The sequence below is a fragment of the Mesorhizobium sp. B2-4-6 genome (assembly GCF_006442775.1).
In the GTDB taxonomy this organism is placed as follows: Bacteria; Pseudomonadota; Alphaproteobacteria; order Rhizobiales; family Rhizobiaceae; genus Mesorhizobium.
Window position 1 is genome coordinate 255346 of record NZ_VFVI01000004.1, and the last position, 17716, is coordinate 273061.

A 17716-nucleotide genomic window follows, 5' to 3' on the forward strand; every position below is an offset into this window, starting at 1 on the left:
CATTGTGCGGTTGTCAAAATAGCACCAAACCGGAAATGGTCGGAGTTCAAAGCCAAGTGGGCGGCTCAAGAAAAGATCAGTTCTTGCTAATCAAATCCCCTGGCAGCAATCTCACCTTGGAGGAATTCGCCATGACCCGCGATCAGATGCTCGCCCACCTTAGGTCGGCCGATGCCGTCGCCCGCGACGCGGCGGTGCACGGGCATCATCCGTTCGGCTGCGTGCTGGTCGGGCCGGACGACCGCGTTTTGATGCGGCAGGGCAATCTCGACACGGTGCGCCATGCCGAGACAGAGCTCGCCCGCCGCGCCGCGGCGGCCTATAAGCCGGAGTTCCTGTGGCAATGCACGCTGGTCTCGACTTTCGAACCGTGCGCGATGTGCGCCGGCACGATGTACTGGGCGAATATCGGGCGCCTGGTCTATGGGGTCGAGGAAACCAGCCTCCTGGGGCTCACCGGGGATCACGCGGAGAATCCGACGATGAACCTCGCCTCGCGCACCGTCCTCGCTTCCGGCCAGAAGAGGATCGAGGTGTTGGGCCCCTTTCCCGAAATCGCGGACGAGCTGCTCGCCCCGCACCGCGATTTCTGGAAGCGGTGACGGAACTCCGCCCCCTCAGGCCGCTCCCGCCATGTCATCCAGGATCGGGCAGTCCGGCCGCTCATCGCCGTGGCAGGCGTGGATCAGCTTCTGCAGCGTCCCGCGCATCGACTGCAATTCGCGCAGCTTCTCCTCGATCGCCCTGACATGGGCGGCGGCGATTTCGCGCACGTCATGGCTGGCGCGGCCGCGGTCCTGATAGAGCGCCATGAGCTGCCTGCAATCGTCGATTGAGAAACCGAGATTGCGCGCACGGCGCAGGAAGGCGAGCCGGTGGATATCGTCGCCGGAGTAATCGCGATAGCCGTTCTCGGCCCGCGCCGGACGGATCAGGCCGATCTCCTCATAGTAGCGGATGGTCTTGGCCGGCAGGCCGGAACGCTCGGCGGCATCACCGACATTCATGGCGCTCTCCTCGAATTGAGGCGGCTCTCCGAGCTGCCTCATTGATTTTGCTTCACAATCCAGTGAGGCCTGTTGCGGAAATGCCGCAGTTCAGCACTTACCGGCAGGGAAGGTCTTGCATATAGGCAGTGCGCGCTTGGCAAGCAAAAGAAATGCCAGCATGAATGATGGCAAGAAAGCGGCCGACTCGTGCCGCTGCTATTGAGACAGGGCGTCGGACCTATTCATGCGCTTGAAGTCATTTGCAATCCTCGCCGCCCTTGCGCTGTCGACCGCGATCAGCGGGTGCAGCACCATCGGTGGGCAAATGTTCACCAACAACTATGGCGCGATGAGCGATGCCGGCTATCAGCTGCCGCGCATCCCGATCGAGAAGGTCCCCGCCAGGTACCACCGCCAGGAAGTGCGGTACGACTCGCCGGAGAAGCCGGGCACCATCATCGTCGATACGCAGAACAAGTTCCTCTATTTCATCGAGGGCGACGGCATGGCGATGCGCTACGGCATCGGCGTCGGCCGCGAGGGTTTTGAATGGCACGGCACCGCCCATATCGCGCTGAAGCGCGAATGGCCGACCTGGACGCCGCCCTCGCAGATGATCAAGCGCCAGCCCGAGCTCGCCAAATTCGCCGGCGGCATGGAGCCGGGCCTGAAGAACCCGCTCGGCGCGCGCGCCATGTATCTCTTCAACAAGGGCGGCGACATGGGCTACCGCCTGCATGGCAGCCCGGAATGGTTCTCGATCGGCAAGGCGATGTCGTCGGGCTGCATCCGGCTGATGAACCAGGACATTATCGACCTCTACGACCGCACGTCGGTCGGCGCCAAGGTCATCGTGATGTGATCACGAAGGCCGAGGCCAAAAGCTTTCGCAAGCGGACCGTCTAGGCAACAACAAGACGTCCAAGAACAGAAAACCGGGCTGTTGGGGCCCGGTTTTTTGTTTTTGTGTCTTGGATCGGAATTCGCCTCGCCGCACTACGCGGCCGGCGAAGTGGATTCTCAGGCGACCTGCTCGACCTGCTGGACTTCCGGAACGAAGTGGCGAAGCAGGTTCTGGATGCCGTGCTTCAGCGTCGCCGTCGACGACGGGCAGCCGGCGCAGGCGCCCTTCATGTGCAGGAACACGGTGCCGTTCTCGAAGCCGCGGAAGGTGATGTCGCCGCCGTCCTGGGCAACGGCCGGGCGCACGCGCGTGTCGAGCAGTTCCTTGATGGTCAGCACCAACTCTTCGTCGGCCTTGTCGTAGAACTCGCCGGTCTCGCCGGCTTGGCTCGCCGGAGCGGTCGTGGCCATGACCGGCGCACCGGACATGAAATGCTCCATGATGGCGCCGAGGATCGCCGGCTTCAGATGCTGCCAGTCCGGACCGTCCTTGGTCACGGTGATGAAATCATAGCCGAAGAAGACGCCGGTGACGCCCGGGATCTCGAACAGACGGCCGGCCAGCGGCGAGGCCTCCGCCGCGGCTTCGGCGTTGCGGAAATCGGCTGTGCCTTCGCCCACCACTTCCTTGCCCGGCAGGAATTTCAGCGTCGCCGGGTTCGGCGTCGATTCGGTCTGGATGAACATGGGTATCTCCAGGCCCTTCCAGGGCCGATAGTTTGGAATAATTCTAAATAGGCTCTATCGGCTGGACATTCAAGCGAAACGCGTCGCCCGAACAGCTGGCTGGCGGAATGCTTTTTCGGGCCCGTCACGGCTTTTGAAGTGGTGGTAGTGATCAGGTCGGCGGAGGCCGGGGATTGAGGTGGCTTAAGCTAAGCTGTCGATCTCCTCGTCGGACAGATTCTGCGGCACCACCGTGACTGGAATGGGGAAGGCCGCCCCCCGGCCGGCAACCGCGCTGACCAGTGGTCCAGGGCCTTCCTTGCCGGCGCCAGCTGCCAGCACCAGTATGGCGATGTCCTGGTCTTCCTCGATCAGCTTGTGGATTTCTTCCGTGGGCTTGCCCTCGCGCACGACCAACTCCGGTTCGATGCCGAGCTTCTGGCGCACCTTGTTCGCATAGCCGTCGAGCGCCGCGCGCGCCGTCGCATTCGCTTCCTCGCGCATGATCTTCTCGACCCCCAGCCAATGCTGAAAATCGTCCGGCACGATGACATAGAGCAGCACCAGCACGCCGCTGGTGCTTTGCGCCCGCTTCGAGGCATAGGCGACTGCGCGCTCGCATTCCGGCGTGTCGTCGATGATCGTCAGGAATTTCCTGCGATGGCCGGCTTCGCGGCTGAGGCGTTTGGAGACCATGTCTATCTGCTCGGTATGGTTTCGGCCGCAATCTGCCACCGCGGCCGACCGGCGGCAAGCCGTCGGTCGGCGCGGCAATGGTCGTATGGGACCAATCGTCGGTCAGTCCTGCAACAGGCCGATAATGTCGCGCACCGTCTTCATCGTGCCCTCGGCGATCGCCCGCGCCCGGTCGCCGCCGTCCTTGAGCACGGCGTCGACATAGGCGCGGTCGCCCTCGATGCGGCGCATCTCGGAAGCGATCGGCGCCAGCTTCTCCACGGCAAGATCGGCCAGAGCCGGCTTGAACACGGAGAATTGCTGACCGCCATATTCCCTCAGCACGTCTTCCTTCGAGATCTCGGCGAGACCGGCATAGATGCCGACAAGGTTCTCGGCCTCAGGCCGGCTTTCCAGCCCGTCGATCTCGCTCGGCAACGCTTCCGGGTCGGTCTTGGCCTTGCGGATCTTCTTCGAGATGGTGTCGGCGTCGTCGGTCAAATTGATGCGCGAGAGATCCGACGGATCCGACTTCGACATCTTCTTCGAGCCGTCGCGCAGGCTCATGATGCGCGCCGCCGGACCACCGATCACCGGCTCGGTGATCGGGAAGTAACCGTTCACCGTCTCTTCGCCTATCCTCATCTCGACGCCGATGCCGAGTGCCGCGATCTTCTCGGAAAAGTCGTTGTTGAATTTCTGCGCGATGTCGCGGGTGAGCTCCAGATGCTGCTTCTGGTCCTCGCCCACCGGCACATGGGTGGCGCGGTAGAGCAGGATGTCGGCCGCCATCAGGCTCGGATAGGCGAGCAGGCCGAGCGAGGCGTTCTCGCGGTCCTTCCCGGCCTTGTCCTTGAACTGCGTCATCCGGTACATCCAGCCGATGCGCGCCACGCAGTTGAAGATCCAGGCAAGCTCGGCGTGCTGCATGACCCGCGACTGGTTGAAGACAATGTGCTTCTTCGGGTCGATGCCGGAGGCCAGGAACGCCGCGGTGATCGACCGCGTCTGGTCGCCCAGGTCCTGATGCACCAGCTGCGCCGTCAGCGAATGCAGGTCGACGACGCAGTAGATGCAGTCGGACTGTTCCTGGAGGGCGACGAATTTCTTGATGGCGCCGAGATAGTTGCCGAGATGCAGGTTGCCGGTCGGCTGGACGCCCGAAAAGACGAGTGGCTTGAAGGCGGACATGAATTCCTCATGGCTTGTGGAGGGCCGTATAGCGTGATTCCAAAAAGTTGCAGACGTTTTGGAGCCAATCACACGGCTGGAAACCGCGCGCGGCGATAGTCTTGCGACGGCGCGCTTATGGACGAAGCCGGCCGCGCGATCAAGAGGCGCGGACCGAGCTGGTATGGCTCATCGGGTACGTTGACATTGCCGTGCATAAGCTACATCCATCGAGGCCGCTTCGCGGTTTCGCAACAATGCTGTCCGCCTAAACATGGCGGACTGCTTCCACTACGCTTGCGCGCGATACTACGCCGTTCCGATGCTTTCCACGGCCAATGGATTCCGGCTCATGGATCTGGAGACTATTCCCTGACGGGTGGTGGCGCCTTGGGTGAACGACGTCTCACATTGCGCCGGATCATGCCGAAATCGGCGCCGCCGGTGCCGAAGGCGGCGATGAAGTAGAGCGCGGCGCCCCCGGCGACCAGGCCAAGCACCGTCGTCGCCTTCACCACGAGCGGCGAGCCGGGCCCAATCTGTGTGGCAAAGTGGCGCTCCGCGAAGTAAAGCGCCACGGCCATGATTACGGCGGAGAGCACCAGCCGGGGAATGCGTCTCAAGAGCGGCACGTCGCGGCCCCAATGGCCGCGCCTGATCAGCATGCCGAGCAGCATCAGCGCGTTGACCCAGCCGGCAACGGCCGAGGCCACCGCGATGCCAGGCGCGCCCATCGACGGGAACAGGGTCAATGCCGTGGCGACATTCACGCCGACCGAGATGGCGGCAAAAATCATCGGGGTCCGGGTGTCCTCGCGTGCGAAATAGCCGGGCGTGAACGCCTTGATCAAAACGAAGGCGGGCAGGCCGAGGCCGAAGATCGCCAGGATCGAGGCGACGATCGGCGTCGAGTGGTTGGCGGCGAAGGCGCCGCGCTCATAGACCAGCCGCACGATCGGTTCCGACATCACCCAGAGCGCGGCTGCCGCCGGCAAGGTCATGAACAAGGTGAACTCGACCGAGCGGTTCTGCAGATTGGCGGCCTCGATCAGATTGCCCGATTTCAGCGCCCGCGACAGTTCCGGCAACAGCACGATGGCGACGGCCACGCCGACGACGCCGAGCGGGAGCTGGTAGATGCGATCGGCATAGGCGAGCGAGGACACCGCGCTGTCCTGCGCCGACGCGATCGCCGTGCCGATCAGCTGGTTGATCTGGGTAATGCCGCCGGTGATCGCCGCCGGCAGCGCCAGGATCAGCAACCTCTTGACGTTGGGCGTCATCTTCGGCCGGCGAAAGCCGATCGAGATGCCGGCATTGCGCACCGCCGCCCAGACGATGGCGAGCTGCACCAGCCCGGCCGCAAGCACGCCCCAGGAGAGGCCGAAGCCGACAGCGCGGGCATCCAGCCCGTGATACCAGGCATAGGCGAGCACGCCGATCAGGATGATGTTGAGGAACACCGGCGCCACCGCCGCGGCGAAATAGCGGCGCAGCGAATTCAGCATGCCGGCCATCATGGCGCCGAGCGACATGCAGATCAGGTAGGGGAACATGATCGTCGCCAGCGTGACGGTCAGCTCGAACTTGCCCGGCGTGGCGGCGAAACCCGGCGCCACCAGGTAGCGCACGATCAGCGGCATCGCCAGTTCCATCACGATGGTCAGCGCCAGCAGCGCCGAAAACAGCACGCCGAACACTTCCTCCGAAAAGCGCTTGGCGCCTTCGGTGCCGTGCGTCTCGATCTCCTTGGCGAACAGCGGCACGAAGGCAGCATTGAAGGCGCCCTCGGCGAACAGCCGGCGGAAGGTGTTGGGGAACTGGAAGGCGGCGTTGAAGGCATCGGCGGTCGGCCCGGTGCCGAGCGCGGCCGCCATCAGCATCTCGCGGCCGAAGCCGAGCGCGCGGCTCATCAGCGTGCCGGAGGCGACGGTGGCGAATTTCTTGACGAGGCTCATGCTTGGAACGACTGCCGGAAAGATTGCGTCAAATGGATGTCACTCGGCCGCCGCCCTGGTCTTGCCGGTGCGCTCATGAGCGTTGCCCTCGAGCGTGTCGACGAGCCGCTTGTGGATGGTGGCGGTGCGGCTTGGGCTGTCGATCTTCTGGCCGGTGAGGTCGGTGACGTAGAAGGTATCGATGACCTTTTCGCCGAAAGTGGTGATGTGGGCTGAAGCGATGTCGAGCGACAGATCCGAGAGCGCGCCGGTGATTTCGGAAAGCAGGCCCGGCCGGTCCAGCCCCTCGACCTCGATCACCGAAAAGCGGTTCGACAGCGTGTTGCGGATTTCGGCGCGCGGCGGAATCCTGAAAGCCTTGGCGCCGCGCTTTGGCTTGGTGCGCTTCTCGATCATCTCGGGTAGCCAGCTCTTGCCGGACAGCACGTCCTCGATCAGGCGGCCGACGCGCTCGGCGCGGCGGCGCTCGTCCTCGTCGAGGTCGAACTCCCGCGAGATCAGGATCGAGTCCAGCGCCCGTCCGTCCGAGGTGGTGAAGATCTGGGCGTCGACGATGTTGCCGCCGGCCGCGGCACATGCCCCGGCGATGATCGAAAGCAGGCGCGGATGGTCCGGCACCAGCACGGTGATCTCGGTCACCGCTTCGAACTCATGCGTCTTGACCATGGTGGCGAGCTTCTTGCCTGCCGCATCCGCCTCGCGGACGAACTCGGCGTGCCGAAGCTGGTCGGGCAGATCGACGGTGAGCAGATAGTTCTCGTAGTGCAGGGCGACGTAGCGTTTGCGCTCCTTCGCCGGCCATGCCGCCAGCGCCTCGGCCAGTTGCTCGCGCGCCGCCGTCGTGCGCTCGGCGCGCGACACCTCGGAAAAGCCGCCGGTCAAAAGCAGCTCCGTCTCGAAATAGAGTGTGCGCAGCAGCTGGCCTTTCCAGCCGTTCCACACGCCCGGCCCGACGCCCCTGATGTCGCAGACGGTGAGGATCAAAAGCAGCTTCAGCCGCTCGACCGACTGCACGATGGAGGCGAAATCCTCGATCGTCTTGCGGTCGTTGAGATCGCGCGTCTGCGCCGTCATCGACATCACGAGATGGTTCTCGACCAGCCAGGCGACGGTCTCGGTGTCGGCCGCCGACAATCCCATATGCGGACAGATGCGCCGCGCGATCCTGGCCCCGGCTTCCGAATGGTCCTCCGGCCGGCCCTTGGCGATGTCGTGCAAAAGCACGGCGACATAGAGCGCCTCGCGGCTCTTCTTCAGTCCCGGCATCAGCGTATGCGACAGCGGATGCACCTTCGCGCCGTCGCCGCGCTCGATCTCGGCCAGCACGCCGATGCAGCGGATCAGATGCTCGTCCACCGTATAGTGGTGGTACATCGAGAACTGCATCATGGCGACGATCTTGCCGAAGTCCGGGATCAGCTTGCCGAGCAGCCCGGCCTCGTTCATGCGCCTGAGATTGAGCTCGGCATTGCGGTCCGACGTCAGTATGTCGAGGAACAGCCGGTTGGCTTCCTCGTCGCGCCGGAGCGACTTGTTGACGAGCCCGAGCGAGCGGGTGAGCAGCTTCAGCGCGTCGGGGTGGAACTCCAGCCCGTGCTTGTCGGCGAACCAGAACAGCCTGAGCAGGTTGACCGGATCGCGCTCGAACACGCTGTCGTCGGCGATGTTGATGCGGTGGTTGTCGACGATGAAGTCGGAGGTGCCGGCAAGCTTGCGCTTGCGCCGCGAGAAGGTGAGGAAGATGCGATTGAAGCCCGGCACGTGCTTGGCCTGCTCTTCCTCGAGCGCCGCGCAGAAGATGCGGGTCAAGTCACCGACATCCTTGGCGACGAGGAAGTAGTGCTTCATGAAGCGCTCGACCGCCGACAGGCCGGGATGCGTCGTATAGCCCAGGCGCTCGGCGATCTCGCGCTGGATGTCGAAATGCAGCCGCTCCTCCGCCTTGCCGGTGAGGAAATGCATGTGGCAGCGCACCGCCCACAGGAAATCCTCGGCCTTCTGGAATTCGCGATATTCGGCCTCGGTGAAGACGCCCTTCTCGACCAGCTCCTCGCCGGTGCGCACGCGATAGAAATATTTTCCGATCCAGAACAGCGTCTGCAGGTCGCGCAGGCCGCCCTTGCCGTCCTTGACGTTGGGCTCGACCAGATAGCGGCTTTCGCCGGCCTTGGCGTGGCGCTCGTCGCGCTCGGCAAGCTTGGCCTGCACATATTCCGGTCCGGTGGTGCGCACCACTTCGTGGTCGAAGCGGGTGAGCAGTTCTTCATAAAGCTTCTGTTCGCCCCACAGGAAACGCGCCTCGAGGATCGAGGTGCGGATGGTGATGTCGCTGCGCGACAGCCTGAGGCACTCGTCGATATTGCGGGTGGCGTGGCCGACCTTCAGCCCCATGTCCCACAGCATGTAGAGCATGTATTCGACGATCTGCTCGCCCCATGGGGTCTGCTTGTAGGGCAGCAGGAAAAGCAGGTCTATGTCGGAGCCCGGCGCCAGCGTGCCGCGGCCGTAGCCGCCGACGGCGACGACCGCCATGCGCTCGGCCGCGGACCGGTTCTTGACCCGGTAGACATGGGTGGCGGCGAAATCATAGAGCGCCCGGATCAGTTCATCCATCAGATGCGAGAGCCGCTCGGCGCAGGCATTGCCGCCGCCATCCTGCTTGAGCATGGCTTCGGCGATCTTTCGCCCTTCCGCCATCCTGGCCTTGAGCAGCTGGAGGACGGCCGTGCGAACAGCCGGTCCTGAACCGTCGCCGGCGCTTGCCGCCGTCAACGCGGTCAAGTCGCGGCGCAGCGCGTCGCCGTCGATGATTTCGTCGAGTTTCAGGGAGATCTTTGCCATTCGGCGGGGTCTATAGCCTGTTTTCGCGGCGCTGTGTATGGGGCGGGCGGCGCGTTTCCAGCGATGAGCGATGGCCAGGATACGCAGCTGCAAGACCAAAGCCGCAAAAATCCAAACCGGCCCTTGACCTTCCAGTTACTGGAAGCACTACCTCCGCCTCAAGTTCGAGATTCAGAGGCCTGGCCATGACCCATTCCGACCATCACCACCATCATGCGCATGGCGGCGGCTGCTGCTCCGCGAAGGATGCCGCGCCCGACGCCGAAGCGGTGATTCGCGATCCTGTCTGCGGCATGACGGTCGATCCGGCGGCCGGCAAGCCGACGGCCGAGCATGGCGGCCGGACGTTTCATTTCTGCAGCGAGCGCTGCCGCACGAAATTCCAAGCCGAGCCGGAAGCATATCTTTCCGCGACCGACCCCGTCTGCGGCATGAATGTCGACCGCGCGAGCGCGAAGCACTTCGTTCGCCACGAAGGGCAGGGCTTCTATTTCTGCTCCGCCGGCTGCAAGGGCAAGTTCGAAGCCGAGCCGGCAAAATACCTCGCTGGCCGGCCCGAGCCTCAACCTATGCCGAAGGGCACGCAGTACACCTGCCCGATGCATCCCGAGATCATTCGCGACAAGCCCGGCTCCTGCCCGATCTGCGGCATGGCGCTGGAGCCGATGGGCGTGCCGTCCGGCGACGAGGGCCCGAATCCCGAGCTCGTCGATTTCACGCGCCGGTTCTGGGTCAGCGCGGCGCTCTCCGTGCCGCTCCTGATCATCGCCATGGCGCCGATGCTGGGCTTCAACTTCGAAAACCTCGTCGACGGCCGCGCCAAGACATGGTTCGAGCTGGCGCTGGCGAGCCCGGTGGTGCTGTGGGCGGCGTTTCCGTTCTTCCATCGCGGTTGGGAATCGATCCTGAACCGCAGCCCCAATATGTGGACGCTGATTTCGCTGGGCGTCGGCGCCGCGTATCTGTTCAGCCTTGTCGCGACGCTGTTCCCGGACGTCTTCCCGCATCAGTTCCGCGGCCATGACGGCGCCGTGCCGGTCTATTTCGAGGCCGCCGCCGTCATCGTCGCGCTGGTCTTTCTCGGCCAGGTGCTGGAACTCAGGGCCCGCGAGCGCACCGGCTCGGCCATCCGCGCGCTGCTCGATCTTGCGCCGAAGACGGCGCGGCTGATCGGCGCCGACGGTGCCGAGAAGGACGTGCCGCTCGACAGCGTCAAGACCGGAGACAAGCTGCGCATCCGCCCCGGCGACGCCGTGCCGGTCGACGGCACGGTGCTGGAGGGACGCTCGGCGATCGATGAATCGATGATCACGGGCGAACCGCTACCGGTCGAAAAGACCGAAGGCGACACGCTCACCGGCGGCACGCTGAACAAGAACGGTTCGCTGGTCATGCGCGCCGAGAAAGTCGGCGCCGAGACCACGCTGTCGCGCATTGTCGAGCTGGTTGCCAAGGCGCAGCGCTCGCGCGCGCCGATCCAGGGTCTCGCCGACCGCGTGTCCTTCTATTTCGTTCCGGCCGTCGTGCTGGTGGCGGTCCTGGCCTTCATCGCCTGGTCGATCCTCGGCCCCGAACCGAGCTTGATCTTCGCCATCGTCTCGGCGGTGTCGGTGCTGATCATCGCCTGTCCCTGCGCGCTCGGCCTCGCCACACCGATGTCGATCATGACCGCGACCGGGCGCGGCGCGCATGCCGGCGTGCTGATCAAGGAAGCGGCGGCGTTGGAGCGTTTTGCCTCGGTCGATACGCTGATCGTCGATAAGACCGGCACGCTGACCGAGGGCAAGCCGCGGCTTACCGATGTCGTTGCGGCCGACGGCATCGATGAGAACGAGCTGCTGGGCCTCGCCGCCGCGCTCGAAAAGGGCTCCGAGCATCCGCTGGCCGAGGCGATCGTCGAGGGCGCCGCCGCGCGCGGTCTGAAGCTGGCCGACGCGGTCGATTTCGAAGCCATCACCGGCAAGGGCGTTTCGGGCACGGTTTCGGGCAGGAAGGTCGCGCTCGGCAATGGGGCGATGATGGCGGATCTCGGCGTCGAAACGTCGGCGGCCAATGCCGAAGAGATGCAGGCCGAGGGCAAGACGGCGATGTTCGTCGCCGTCGACGGTAGGTTCGCCGGCATCGTCGCTGTCGCCGATCCCGTAAAGGCAACGACAGTCGAGGCGATAAAGGCGCTGCATGACAAGGGTCTCAGGATCATCATGGCCACTGGCGACAACGAGCGCACGGCAAAAGCGATCGCCGGCAGGCTCGGCATCGACGAGGTCCGCGCCGGGCTGCTGCCGGAGGAGAAGGGCGCGCTAGTCGAGGAATTGCGTGCCAAGGGTGCCGCTATCGCCATGGCTGGCGACGGCGTCAACGACGCGCCGGCGCTGGCCAGCGCCGATGTCGGTATCGCCATGGGCACCGGCGCCGATGTCGCGGTCGAAAGCGCCGGCATCACGCTGGTCAAGGGCGACCTCAATGGTATCGTCAGAGCCCGCACGCTGGCTCAGGCGACGATCGGCAACATCCGCCAGAACCTGTTTTTCGCCTTCCTCTACAACGTGCTTGGCGTGCCGATCGCGGCCGGCGTCCTTTATCCGCTCACCGGCACGCTGCTGTCGCCGATGCTCGCGGCGGCGGCGATGAGCCTGTCGTCGGTGTCGGTCATCGCCAATGCCTTGCGGTTGAGAACATTGAAACTCTGAGCAATGCCCCCAGATACGCTATCCAACAGAAGGAGACCTGAATGACCTTGGCCAAGAAAATCGTGCTGCTGCTGATGGCCGCCGGAATGCTGCTTGCCGTCTTCCTCGAAAGCGTGCCGGCTTCGTCTGAAGAGATGAAGCATGACATGTCCAAGATGGCGATGGGTGCCCAGAGCCCGGCCACCATCGGCTACGAGGCGGCGATGAAGAAGATGCACAAGGACATGATGATCAAATACACCGGCAATGCCGATGTCGATTTCGTCCGCGGCATGATCCCGCATCATCAAGGCGCCATCGACATGGCCAAGGTGGTGATCGCCAACGGCAAGGACCCGGAAATCCGCAAGCTCGCCGAAAGCGTCGTCACGGCGCAGGAGGCCGAGATCAAGCAGATGCAGGACTGGCTCGCCAAGCATCCGGCGAAGTAGCCGCTGCGGAAATCCGGGGGACCAGAAATCCGGGCGGCCACGAGCCTTCGGTCTGGATTTCCGGCCACGGCTGTGCTGCGATCCGCCTTCACGCGGAGAAAGCCATGCCCCCGTCAATCAACCGCTCGTCGATCAGAACCCTGAAGCTGCCATCCGGCGAAGCCGTTCCGGTGCTGGGCCAAGGCACCTGGAAGATGGGCGAGGATCGACGGCGCCGCGCAGATGAGGTGGCGGCGCTGAAGCTGGGGCTCGACCTCGGCATCACGCTCGTCGACACGGCGGAGATGTATGCCAGCGGCGGCGCCGAGGAAGTGGTGGCGGAGGCCATCGCCGGGCGCCGCGACGCGACCTTCCTGGTCTCCAAGGTGCTGCCCTCCAATGCCTCGCGCGCCGGCGTGAAGCGCGCCTGCGAGAACAGCCTGAAGCGGCTCGCCACCGACCGCATCGATCTCTATCTGTTGCATTGGCCGGGCAGCGTGCCGCTGTCCGAAACCGTCGAGGCCTTCGAGGCTTTGAAGGCGGCCGGCAAGATCCGGCATTGGGGCGTCTCCAACTTCGACACCGACGAGATGGAGGAACTGGTCGGCTTGGACCATGGCGGCGACGTCCAGACCAACCAGGTTCTCTACAACCTGTCGCGGCGCGGCCCCGAATTCGATCTTGCCCCCTGGTGCGCGGAGCGCGGCATACCGCTGATGGCCTATTCGCCGGTCGAGCAGGGCGCGCTGGCTCACAATACCCGGCTGGAAGTCGTCGCTGCCCGCCACAACGCCACCGCCGCGCAGATCGCGCTTGCCTGGGTGATGATGCAGGACGGCGTCATCGCCATCCCGAAGGCCGGCCGCCAGGAGCACGTGTGCCAGAACGCCGCCGCGCTGAGCGTCGAACTGACGCCGCAGGATTTCGCCGATCTCGACCGCGCCTTCCCGCCGCCGACGCGTAAGCGTGGGCTGGAAATGATCTAGCCGCCACTTCGGATGCGCGGTTGAAAGAGAGCAAGCGTTGGAACGAATTTCAGCCGGACCTCATCACACGACCTATAAAATCGGCGACTTGACCGTTACCTCGTTGCGCGACGGTTATGTCGACATGCCGGTCCGGCGACTGCGCCAGCCGGGAGACAAGCCTTTCGGCGACGATCTCCCGCGTCACCAGCAGCGGCGAAACAGTGTTGGCCTGGGGCGACCTCGTGCATGTGCCGTCGCTTCAGTTCGATCGGCCAGAGGTCGCATGGGAATTCGACGCCGACCAGGAACAGGCGCGGGCAACCCGGCTGCGCATTTTTGCTCTTGCCGCCGACAGCGCCTGGTGCGTGGCGGGAGCGCATCTCGATTCACCGGGCGTCGGCCGGGTTGCCAATCCGGAACAGCCTTCCGCTTCGAACCTTTGTAGGAACACTAGGTCTTGGCCGGTACCCCGAGCCGCGTCCGCAGTCGCCGCAATGCCCTTGAAAATACGTCGAGATCATTGGCGGCGCGGGCCAGTGTGAGTGCGCCCTGAATGGCGGCGACGGCTTCCTCGGCCAACTCGCTGGCCTCGCCCGGCCGGTGCCCCGATCGCGCCAGCGCACCAGCAAGATGCACGACCCAGCTGCCGAAATAGCTTCTGATCTGGCCAGCGAAGAGATCGCGCGAGTCATCCAGCGCGAAGGCGCCGATCAGGCAAACGCGCCGTCCCGAGCGGAAATAGCTGTCCGTTTCTGCGAGCATCCGTTCGACCCCGGCCAACGGGTCGGCGCTGTCGCGCAACGGCGCGAAGACGTTGTCCTCGAACCAGCCGTCGATATGGGCAATGACAGCCCTCGCCATCGCCTCCTTGCCGCCGGGGAAGAAGTGGTAGAGGCTTCCTTTGCCGAGCCCCGTCGCCTCGCCGATCGCGGACAAGCTGGCGCCTTCATAACCATGCTCGCGAAAAACTTCCGCAACGACCCCCAGCAGCCGATCGCGGTCTGGCGCGATGCGCCGCATCCATTCGCCCCCTAGAGCCGGATGATTTCAGGTCGATTCGACCTGAAATCATCCGGCTCCACATCAAAGAGATAGAGCATGATGTCGCCCGAAAACCGCTTCACGCTTTTCGGCATCATGCTCTAGAGCCCGAGTTCCGAAAGGCCGGGATGGTCGTCCGGCCGGCGGCCGAGCGGCCAATGATACTTCCGCTCGCTTTCGGCGATCGGCAGATCGTTGATGCTCGCCACACGCCGGCGCATCAGCCCTGCCTCGTCGAATTCCCAATTCTCGTTGCCGTAGGAGCGGAACCAGTGCCCGCTGTCGTCGCGCCATTCATAGGCGAAGCGCACCGCGATGCGGTTCTCGTTCCAGGTCCACACCTCCTTGATGAGGCGATAGTCCAGCTCTCGCGCCCATTTGCGCTTGAGGAAGCCGACGATTTCGCCGCGGCCCGAGACGAATTCGGCCCGGTTCCGCCAGATGCTGTCCTCGGTATAGGCGAGCGAAACCCGCTTAGGATCGCGGCTGTTCCAGGCATCTTCGGCGAGGCGCGCCTTTTGCGCCGCTGTCTCGGCCGTGAAGGGCGGCAATGGCGGACGGCTCATGAGATCTCCTGTCGGTTTCGATCGTCGATAACCGACATTGTACCGATCGGTACAATGAGTCAATAACCAGACTGACAGGCAGGACAGATGCTATCGCTTTGTCGCCAGCCCCTTCAGCCGGTAAAGCGCCTCCAGCGCCTCGCGCGGCGTCATCTCGTCGGGATTGATCGCGCCCAGCGCGTCGTCGAGCGCATGGCTCTTCACCGGCTTCGGCGCTTCGCGCTTCACCGCCACAGAAAACAGCGGCAAATCGTCGACGAGCCGATTTGTCTTGCCCGAGACTTCGCCCTCTTCGAGTTGGTGCAGCACTTCCTTGGCGCGGGCGACGACCGCTTCCGGCAGGCCGGCGAGCCGCGCCACCTGGACGCCGTAGGAACGGTCGGCCGCCCCCTTGCCGACCTCGTGCAGGAAGACGACATCGCCTTCCCATTCCTTGACCCGCATGGTGACGTTGTGAAGCCGGGGCAATTTGCCGGCCAGCGCGGTCATCTCGTGAAAATGCGTGGCGAAGATCGCCCGGCAGCGGTTCTTCTCATGCAGATATTCCACCGCCGCCCAGGCGATCGACAGTCCGTCGAAAGTCGCGGTGCCGCGGCCGATCTCGTCGAGGATAACCAGTGCCCGCTCGCCCGCCTGGTTGAGGATCGCCGCCGTCTCGACCATCTCGACCATGAAGGTCGAACGTCCCCGCGCCAGATCGTCCGACGCGCCGACGCGCGAGAACAGCCGGTCGACCACACCGATATGGGCGCTTTGCGCCGGCACGAAGGAGCCGGTCTGGGCGAGGATGGCGATCAGCGCATTTTGCCTGAGGAACGTCGATTTGCCGCCCATATTGGGGCCGGTAAGCAGCCAGATCGCCCCGGCCTTGGCGCCGCCGTCGGGCGACAGGTCGCAATCGTTGGCGACGAACGGCCCGTCGCCCGAGCGCCTCAGCGCCTGTTCGACCACCGGGTGGCGCCCGCCGGCAATGTCGAAGGCGAGGCTCGAATCCACCAGCGGCCGGCACCAGCCCTCGCTTTCGGAAAGCAATGCCAGCGCCGATGAAACATCCAGAGCCGCAAGCGCGTCGGCACCGGCACGGATCCGTTCGGCCTCACCCACCACTTCCGCTGTCAGCCGGTCGAAGGCGGCGAGCTCGATGCTCAGCGCCTTGTCGGCGGCATTGGCGATCTTCGATTCCAGCTCCGCCAGTTCGGTTGTGGTGAAGCGCATGGCGTTGGCCATGGTCTGGCGATGGATGAAACGCGCCTTGGCGGCGTCGCTGCCGGTCATGATCGCGTGATGGTTGGCGGTGATCTCGATGTAGTACCCGAGCACATTGTTGTGTCGGATCTTCAGCGAGCGGATACCGGTCTCCTCGATCAGCGAGCGCTCCAGCCCGGCGATCACTTTTCGCGATTCGTCGCGCAATGCCCGCATCTCGTCGAGCTCGGCATTGTAGCCCGACCGCACGAAGCCGCCGTCGCGCTTGATCAGCGGCAGCTCTTCGTCGAGCGCTTCGCTGAGATGACGAGCGAGTGCCTCGGGCAAGGCATGGATCGAGGCAAGCGCGGCGGCGAGCTCGGCGGGCAGGGCGGCCGCCGCGAACAATTCAGCGATCGCGCCGGCCGCCTCGAAGCCGGCGCGCAGCGCGCCGAGATCGCGCGGCCCGCCGCGGTTGAGCGCCAGGCGGGAGAGCGCTCGCGGCATGTCGGCGACGCTTTTCAGGCTGGTCCGCAAACCCTGGCAAAGCCGCGTCTCGGAGCGGAAGAAGGAGACCGAATCCAGTCGCGCCGCGATCGTCGCCGGATCGGTCAGCGGCGCCATCAGCCGGTCGGCTAGCAACCGCGCGCCGCCGCCGGTCACGGTCCGGTCGATCGCCTTGAACAGCGAGCCGTCGCGGCTGCCCGACAACGTGCGCAGCAATTCCAGGTTGGCGCGCGTCGCCGGATCGATGAACAGCGTCGAGCCCTGCTCCTCGCGCTCGGGTCGCGACAGCGGCGGCCGTTCGGCCTTCTGCGTTTTTTCGACATAGGCTATGGCGCCCGAGATCGCCGACAGCTCGGCGCGCGAGAACGTGCCGAAACTGTCCGGGGTCGCGACCTCGAAGAAGCGTGCGATGCGGCTTGTGGCCGAAGCCGAATCGAACAGCGAAGGCGGTTGCGGGCTGGCGACCCGTCCCAGCACGTCGAACACCGGCCTGAGTTCCGGATCATGGAACACCGGCTCGGCGACGATCAGCTCGCGCGGATCGACGCGGAAGATGTCGGCAAGCAACCGCTCGGCGCTCGTCTCGGCAACGCGGAAGGCGCCGGTCGAAATGTCGATCCAGGCCAGCGCAAAGCCGGCTTGGCTGGTCGCCGCGCCGCCGCCCTTGACGCGGCCGAGCGCCATCAGGAAGCTCGATTCCGAAGGCGCCAGCAGCTTGTCCTCGGTGATGGTGCCGGGCGTGACCAGCCGCACCACGTCGCGGCGCACCACCGATTTGGAGCCGCGTTTCCTGGCTTCGGCCGGGTCCTCGATCTGCTCGCAGACGGCAACGCGAAAACCCTGCGCGATCAGCTTCTGCAGATAGTCGTCCGCCGCATGCACCGGCACGCCGCACATCGGGATGTCGTGGCCCTGGTGCTTGCCGCGCTTGGTCAAAACGATGCCCAGGGCCTGGCTCGCCTTCTCCGCGTCGTCGAAGAACAGCTCGTAGAAATCGCCCATGCGGTAGAACAGCAGCGAATCCGGGTTCGCCGCCTTGATCTCGATGAATTGCTCCATCATCGGCGTGACGCCGCTCGTGGCGGGCGCAGGCGTCGTCGTCTCCTGGGCGTCGGTATCTGCGGGCATGTGCATGTTCATGCGGCAA

Annotated in this window: 14 protein-coding genes; 5 read left to right on the forward strand and 9 right to left on the reverse strand. The window is 64.7% G+C overall.

Going from position 1 to position 17716, the window contains the following annotated elements:
- The first annotated feature begins 131 nt into the window (after positions 1 to 131).
- Positions 132 to 602: a nucleoside deaminase gene (locus FJ957_RS14225; RefSeq protein ID WP_140832287.1), complete on the forward strand. Its 471-nt coding sequence runs from the start codon at positions 132 to 134 to the stop codon at positions 600 to 602.
- Between the two features lie 15 nt (positions 603 to 617).
- On the opposite strand, the gene cueR is transcribed toward FJ957_RS14225, so the two are convergent.
- Entirely contained in the window at positions 618 to 1007 is a 390-nt protein-coding gene (gene cueR / locus FJ957_RS14230; RefSeq protein WP_140647351.1) for a Cu(I)-responsive transcriptional regulator, read from the reverse strand.
- A 226-nt stretch (positions 1008 to 1233) separates the two neighbouring features.
- Here cueR and FJ957_RS14235 point away from each other — a divergent pair, with 226 nt between their 5' ends.
- The gene (locus tag FJ957_RS14235) at positions 1234 to 1851 is read left to right on the forward strand and encodes a L,D-transpeptidase (RefSeq protein WP_140682918.1); all 618 of its coding nucleotides are present in this window, start codon (positions 1234 to 1236) and stop codon (positions 1849 to 1851) included.
- 158 nt (positions 1852 to 2009) lie between these two features.
- Here the strand turns inward: FJ957_RS14235 and FJ957_RS14240 are convergent, their stop codons facing one another.
- The 5 genes from FJ957_RS14240 to FJ957_RS14265 all read right to left on the reverse strand — a co-directional run bounded on the left by FJ957_RS14240 (position 2010) and on the right by FJ957_RS14265 (position 9202).
- Entirely contained in the window at positions 2010 to 2579 is a 570-nt protein-coding gene (locus tag FJ957_RS14240; protein WP_140647349.1) for a NifU family protein, read from the reverse strand.
- 183 nt (positions 2580 to 2762) lie between these two features.
- Entirely contained in the window at positions 2763 to 3254 is a 492-nt protein-coding gene (locus tag FJ957_RS14245) for a universal stress protein (RefSeq protein WP_140647347.1), read from the reverse strand.
- Between the two features lie 102 nt (positions 3255 to 3356).
- Positions 3357 to 4424, reverse strand: a complete 1068-nt coding sequence (gene trpS, locus FJ957_RS14250) for a tryptophan--tRNA ligase (protein ID WP_140832289.1) — start codon at positions 4422 to 4424, stop codon at positions 3357 to 3359.
- 344 nt (positions 4425 to 4768) lie between these two features.
- Positions 4769 to 6361, reverse strand: coding sequence for a murein biosynthesis integral membrane protein MurJ (gene murJ, locus FJ957_RS14260; RefSeq protein ID WP_140832290.1), 1593 nt, complete (start codon positions 6359 to 6361; stop codon positions 4769 to 4771).
- A gap of 39 nt (positions 6362 to 6400) precedes the next feature.
- Entirely contained in the window at positions 6401 to 9202 is a 2802-nt protein-coding gene (locus FJ957_RS14265; RefSeq protein WP_140832292.1) for a [protein-PII] uridylyltransferase, read from the reverse strand.
- Positions 9203 to 9387: 185 nt separating this feature from the next.
- On the opposite strand from FJ957_RS14265, the gene FJ957_RS14270 reads away from it, so the two are divergent.
- From FJ957_RS14270 to FJ957_RS14280, 3 genes are all read left to right on the forward strand, one after another.
- Positions 9388 to 11892: a heavy metal translocating P-type ATPase gene (locus FJ957_RS14270; protein WP_140832294.1), complete on the forward strand. Its 2505-nt coding sequence runs from the start codon at positions 9388 to 9390 to the stop codon at positions 11890 to 11892.
- A gap of 41 nt (positions 11893 to 11933) precedes the next feature.
- The gene (locus tag FJ957_RS14275; protein ID WP_140832296.1) at positions 11934 to 12323 is read left to right on the forward strand and encodes a DUF305 domain-containing protein; all 390 of its coding nucleotides are present in this window, start codon (positions 11934 to 11936) and stop codon (positions 12321 to 12323) included.
- 104 nt (positions 12324 to 12427) lie between these two features.
- Positions 12428 to 13288 (forward strand): aldo/keto reductase, encoded by an 861-nt coding sequence (locus FJ957_RS14280; protein WP_140832297.1) that lies wholly within the window; start codon positions 12428 to 12430, stop codon positions 13286 to 13288.
- A 432-nt stretch (positions 13289 to 13720) separates the two neighbouring features.
- Here FJ957_RS14280 and FJ957_RS14290 read toward each other — a convergent pair whose 3' ends face one another.
- The 3 genes from FJ957_RS14290 to mutS all read right to left on the reverse strand — a co-directional run bounded on the left by FJ957_RS14290 (position 13721) and on the right by mutS (position 17709).
- A complete protein-coding gene (locus FJ957_RS14290) occupies positions 13721 to 14290 on the reverse strand; it encodes a TetR/AcrR family transcriptional regulator (RefSeq protein WP_140832299.1) in 570 nt (189 codons plus the stop codon).
- Between the two features lie 122 nt (positions 14291 to 14412).
- On the reverse strand, positions 14413 to 14877 hold the full coding sequence (locus tag FJ957_RS14295; protein ID WP_140832300.1) for a nuclear transport factor 2 family protein: 465 nt from the start codon (positions 14875 to 14877) through the stop codon (positions 14413 to 14415).
- Positions 14878 to 14967: 90 nt separating this feature from the next.
- Complete coding sequence (gene mutS, locus FJ957_RS14300) at positions 14968 to 17709, reverse strand: DNA mismatch repair protein MutS (RefSeq protein WP_140832302.1); 2742 nt, start codon at positions 17707 to 17709, stop codon at positions 14968 to 14970.
- Positions 17710 to 17716: the final 7 nt, after the last annotated feature.

Excerpts from the sequence above, each read along its gene's own strand:
- FJ957_RS14225 (WP_140832287.1), top strand. The coding sequence starts at position 132 with ATGACCCGCGATCAGATGCTCGCCCACCTTAGGTCGGCCGATGCCGTC.
- cueR (WP_140647351.1), bottom strand. The coding sequence starts at position 1,007 with ATGAATGTCGGTGATGCCGCCGAGCGTTCCGGCCTGCCGGCCAAGACC.
- FJ957_RS14235 (WP_140682918.1), top strand. The coding sequence starts at position 1,234 with ATGCGCTTGAAGTCATTTGCAATCCTCGCCGCCCTTGCGCTGTCGACC.
- FJ957_RS14240 (WP_140647349.1), bottom strand. The coding sequence starts at position 2,579 with ATGTTCATCCAGACCGAATCGACGCCGAACCCGGCGACGCTGAAATTC.
- FJ957_RS14245 (WP_140647347.1), bottom strand. The coding sequence starts at position 3,254 with ATGGTCTCCAAACGCCTCAGCCGCGAAGCCGGCCATCGCAGGAAATTC.
- trpS (WP_140832289.1), bottom strand. The coding sequence starts at position 4,424 with ATGTCCGCCTTCAAGCCACTCGTCTTTTCGGGCGTCCAGCCGACCGGC.
- murJ (WP_140832290.1), bottom strand. The coding sequence starts at position 6,361 with ATGAGCCTCGTCAAGAAATTCGCCACCGTCGCCTCCGGCACGCTGATG.
- FJ957_RS14265 (WP_140832292.1), bottom strand. The coding sequence starts at position 9,202 with ATGGCAAAGATCTCCCTGAAACTCGACGAAATCATCGACGGCGACGCG.
- FJ957_RS14270 (WP_140832294.1), top strand. The coding sequence starts at position 9,388 with ATGACCCATTCCGACCATCACCACCATCATGCGCATGGCGGCGGCTGC.
- FJ957_RS14275 (WP_140832296.1), top strand. The coding sequence starts at position 11,934 with ATGACCTTGGCCAAGAAAATCGTGCTGCTGCTGATGGCCGCCGGAATG.
- FJ957_RS14280 (WP_140832297.1), top strand. The coding sequence starts at position 12,428 with ATGCCCCCGTCAATCAACCGCTCGTCGATCAGAACCCTGAAGCTGCCA.
- FJ957_RS14290 (WP_140832299.1), bottom strand. The coding sequence starts at position 14,290 with ATGCGGCGCATCGCGCCAGACCGCGATCGGCTGCTGGGGGTCGTTGCG.
- FJ957_RS14295 (WP_140832300.1), bottom strand. The coding sequence starts at position 14,877 with ATGAGCCGTCCGCCATTGCCGCCCTTCACGGCCGAGACAGCGGCGCAA.
- mutS (WP_140832302.1), bottom strand. The coding sequence starts at position 17,709 with ATGAACATGCACATGCCCGCAGATACCGACGCCCAGGAGACGACGACG.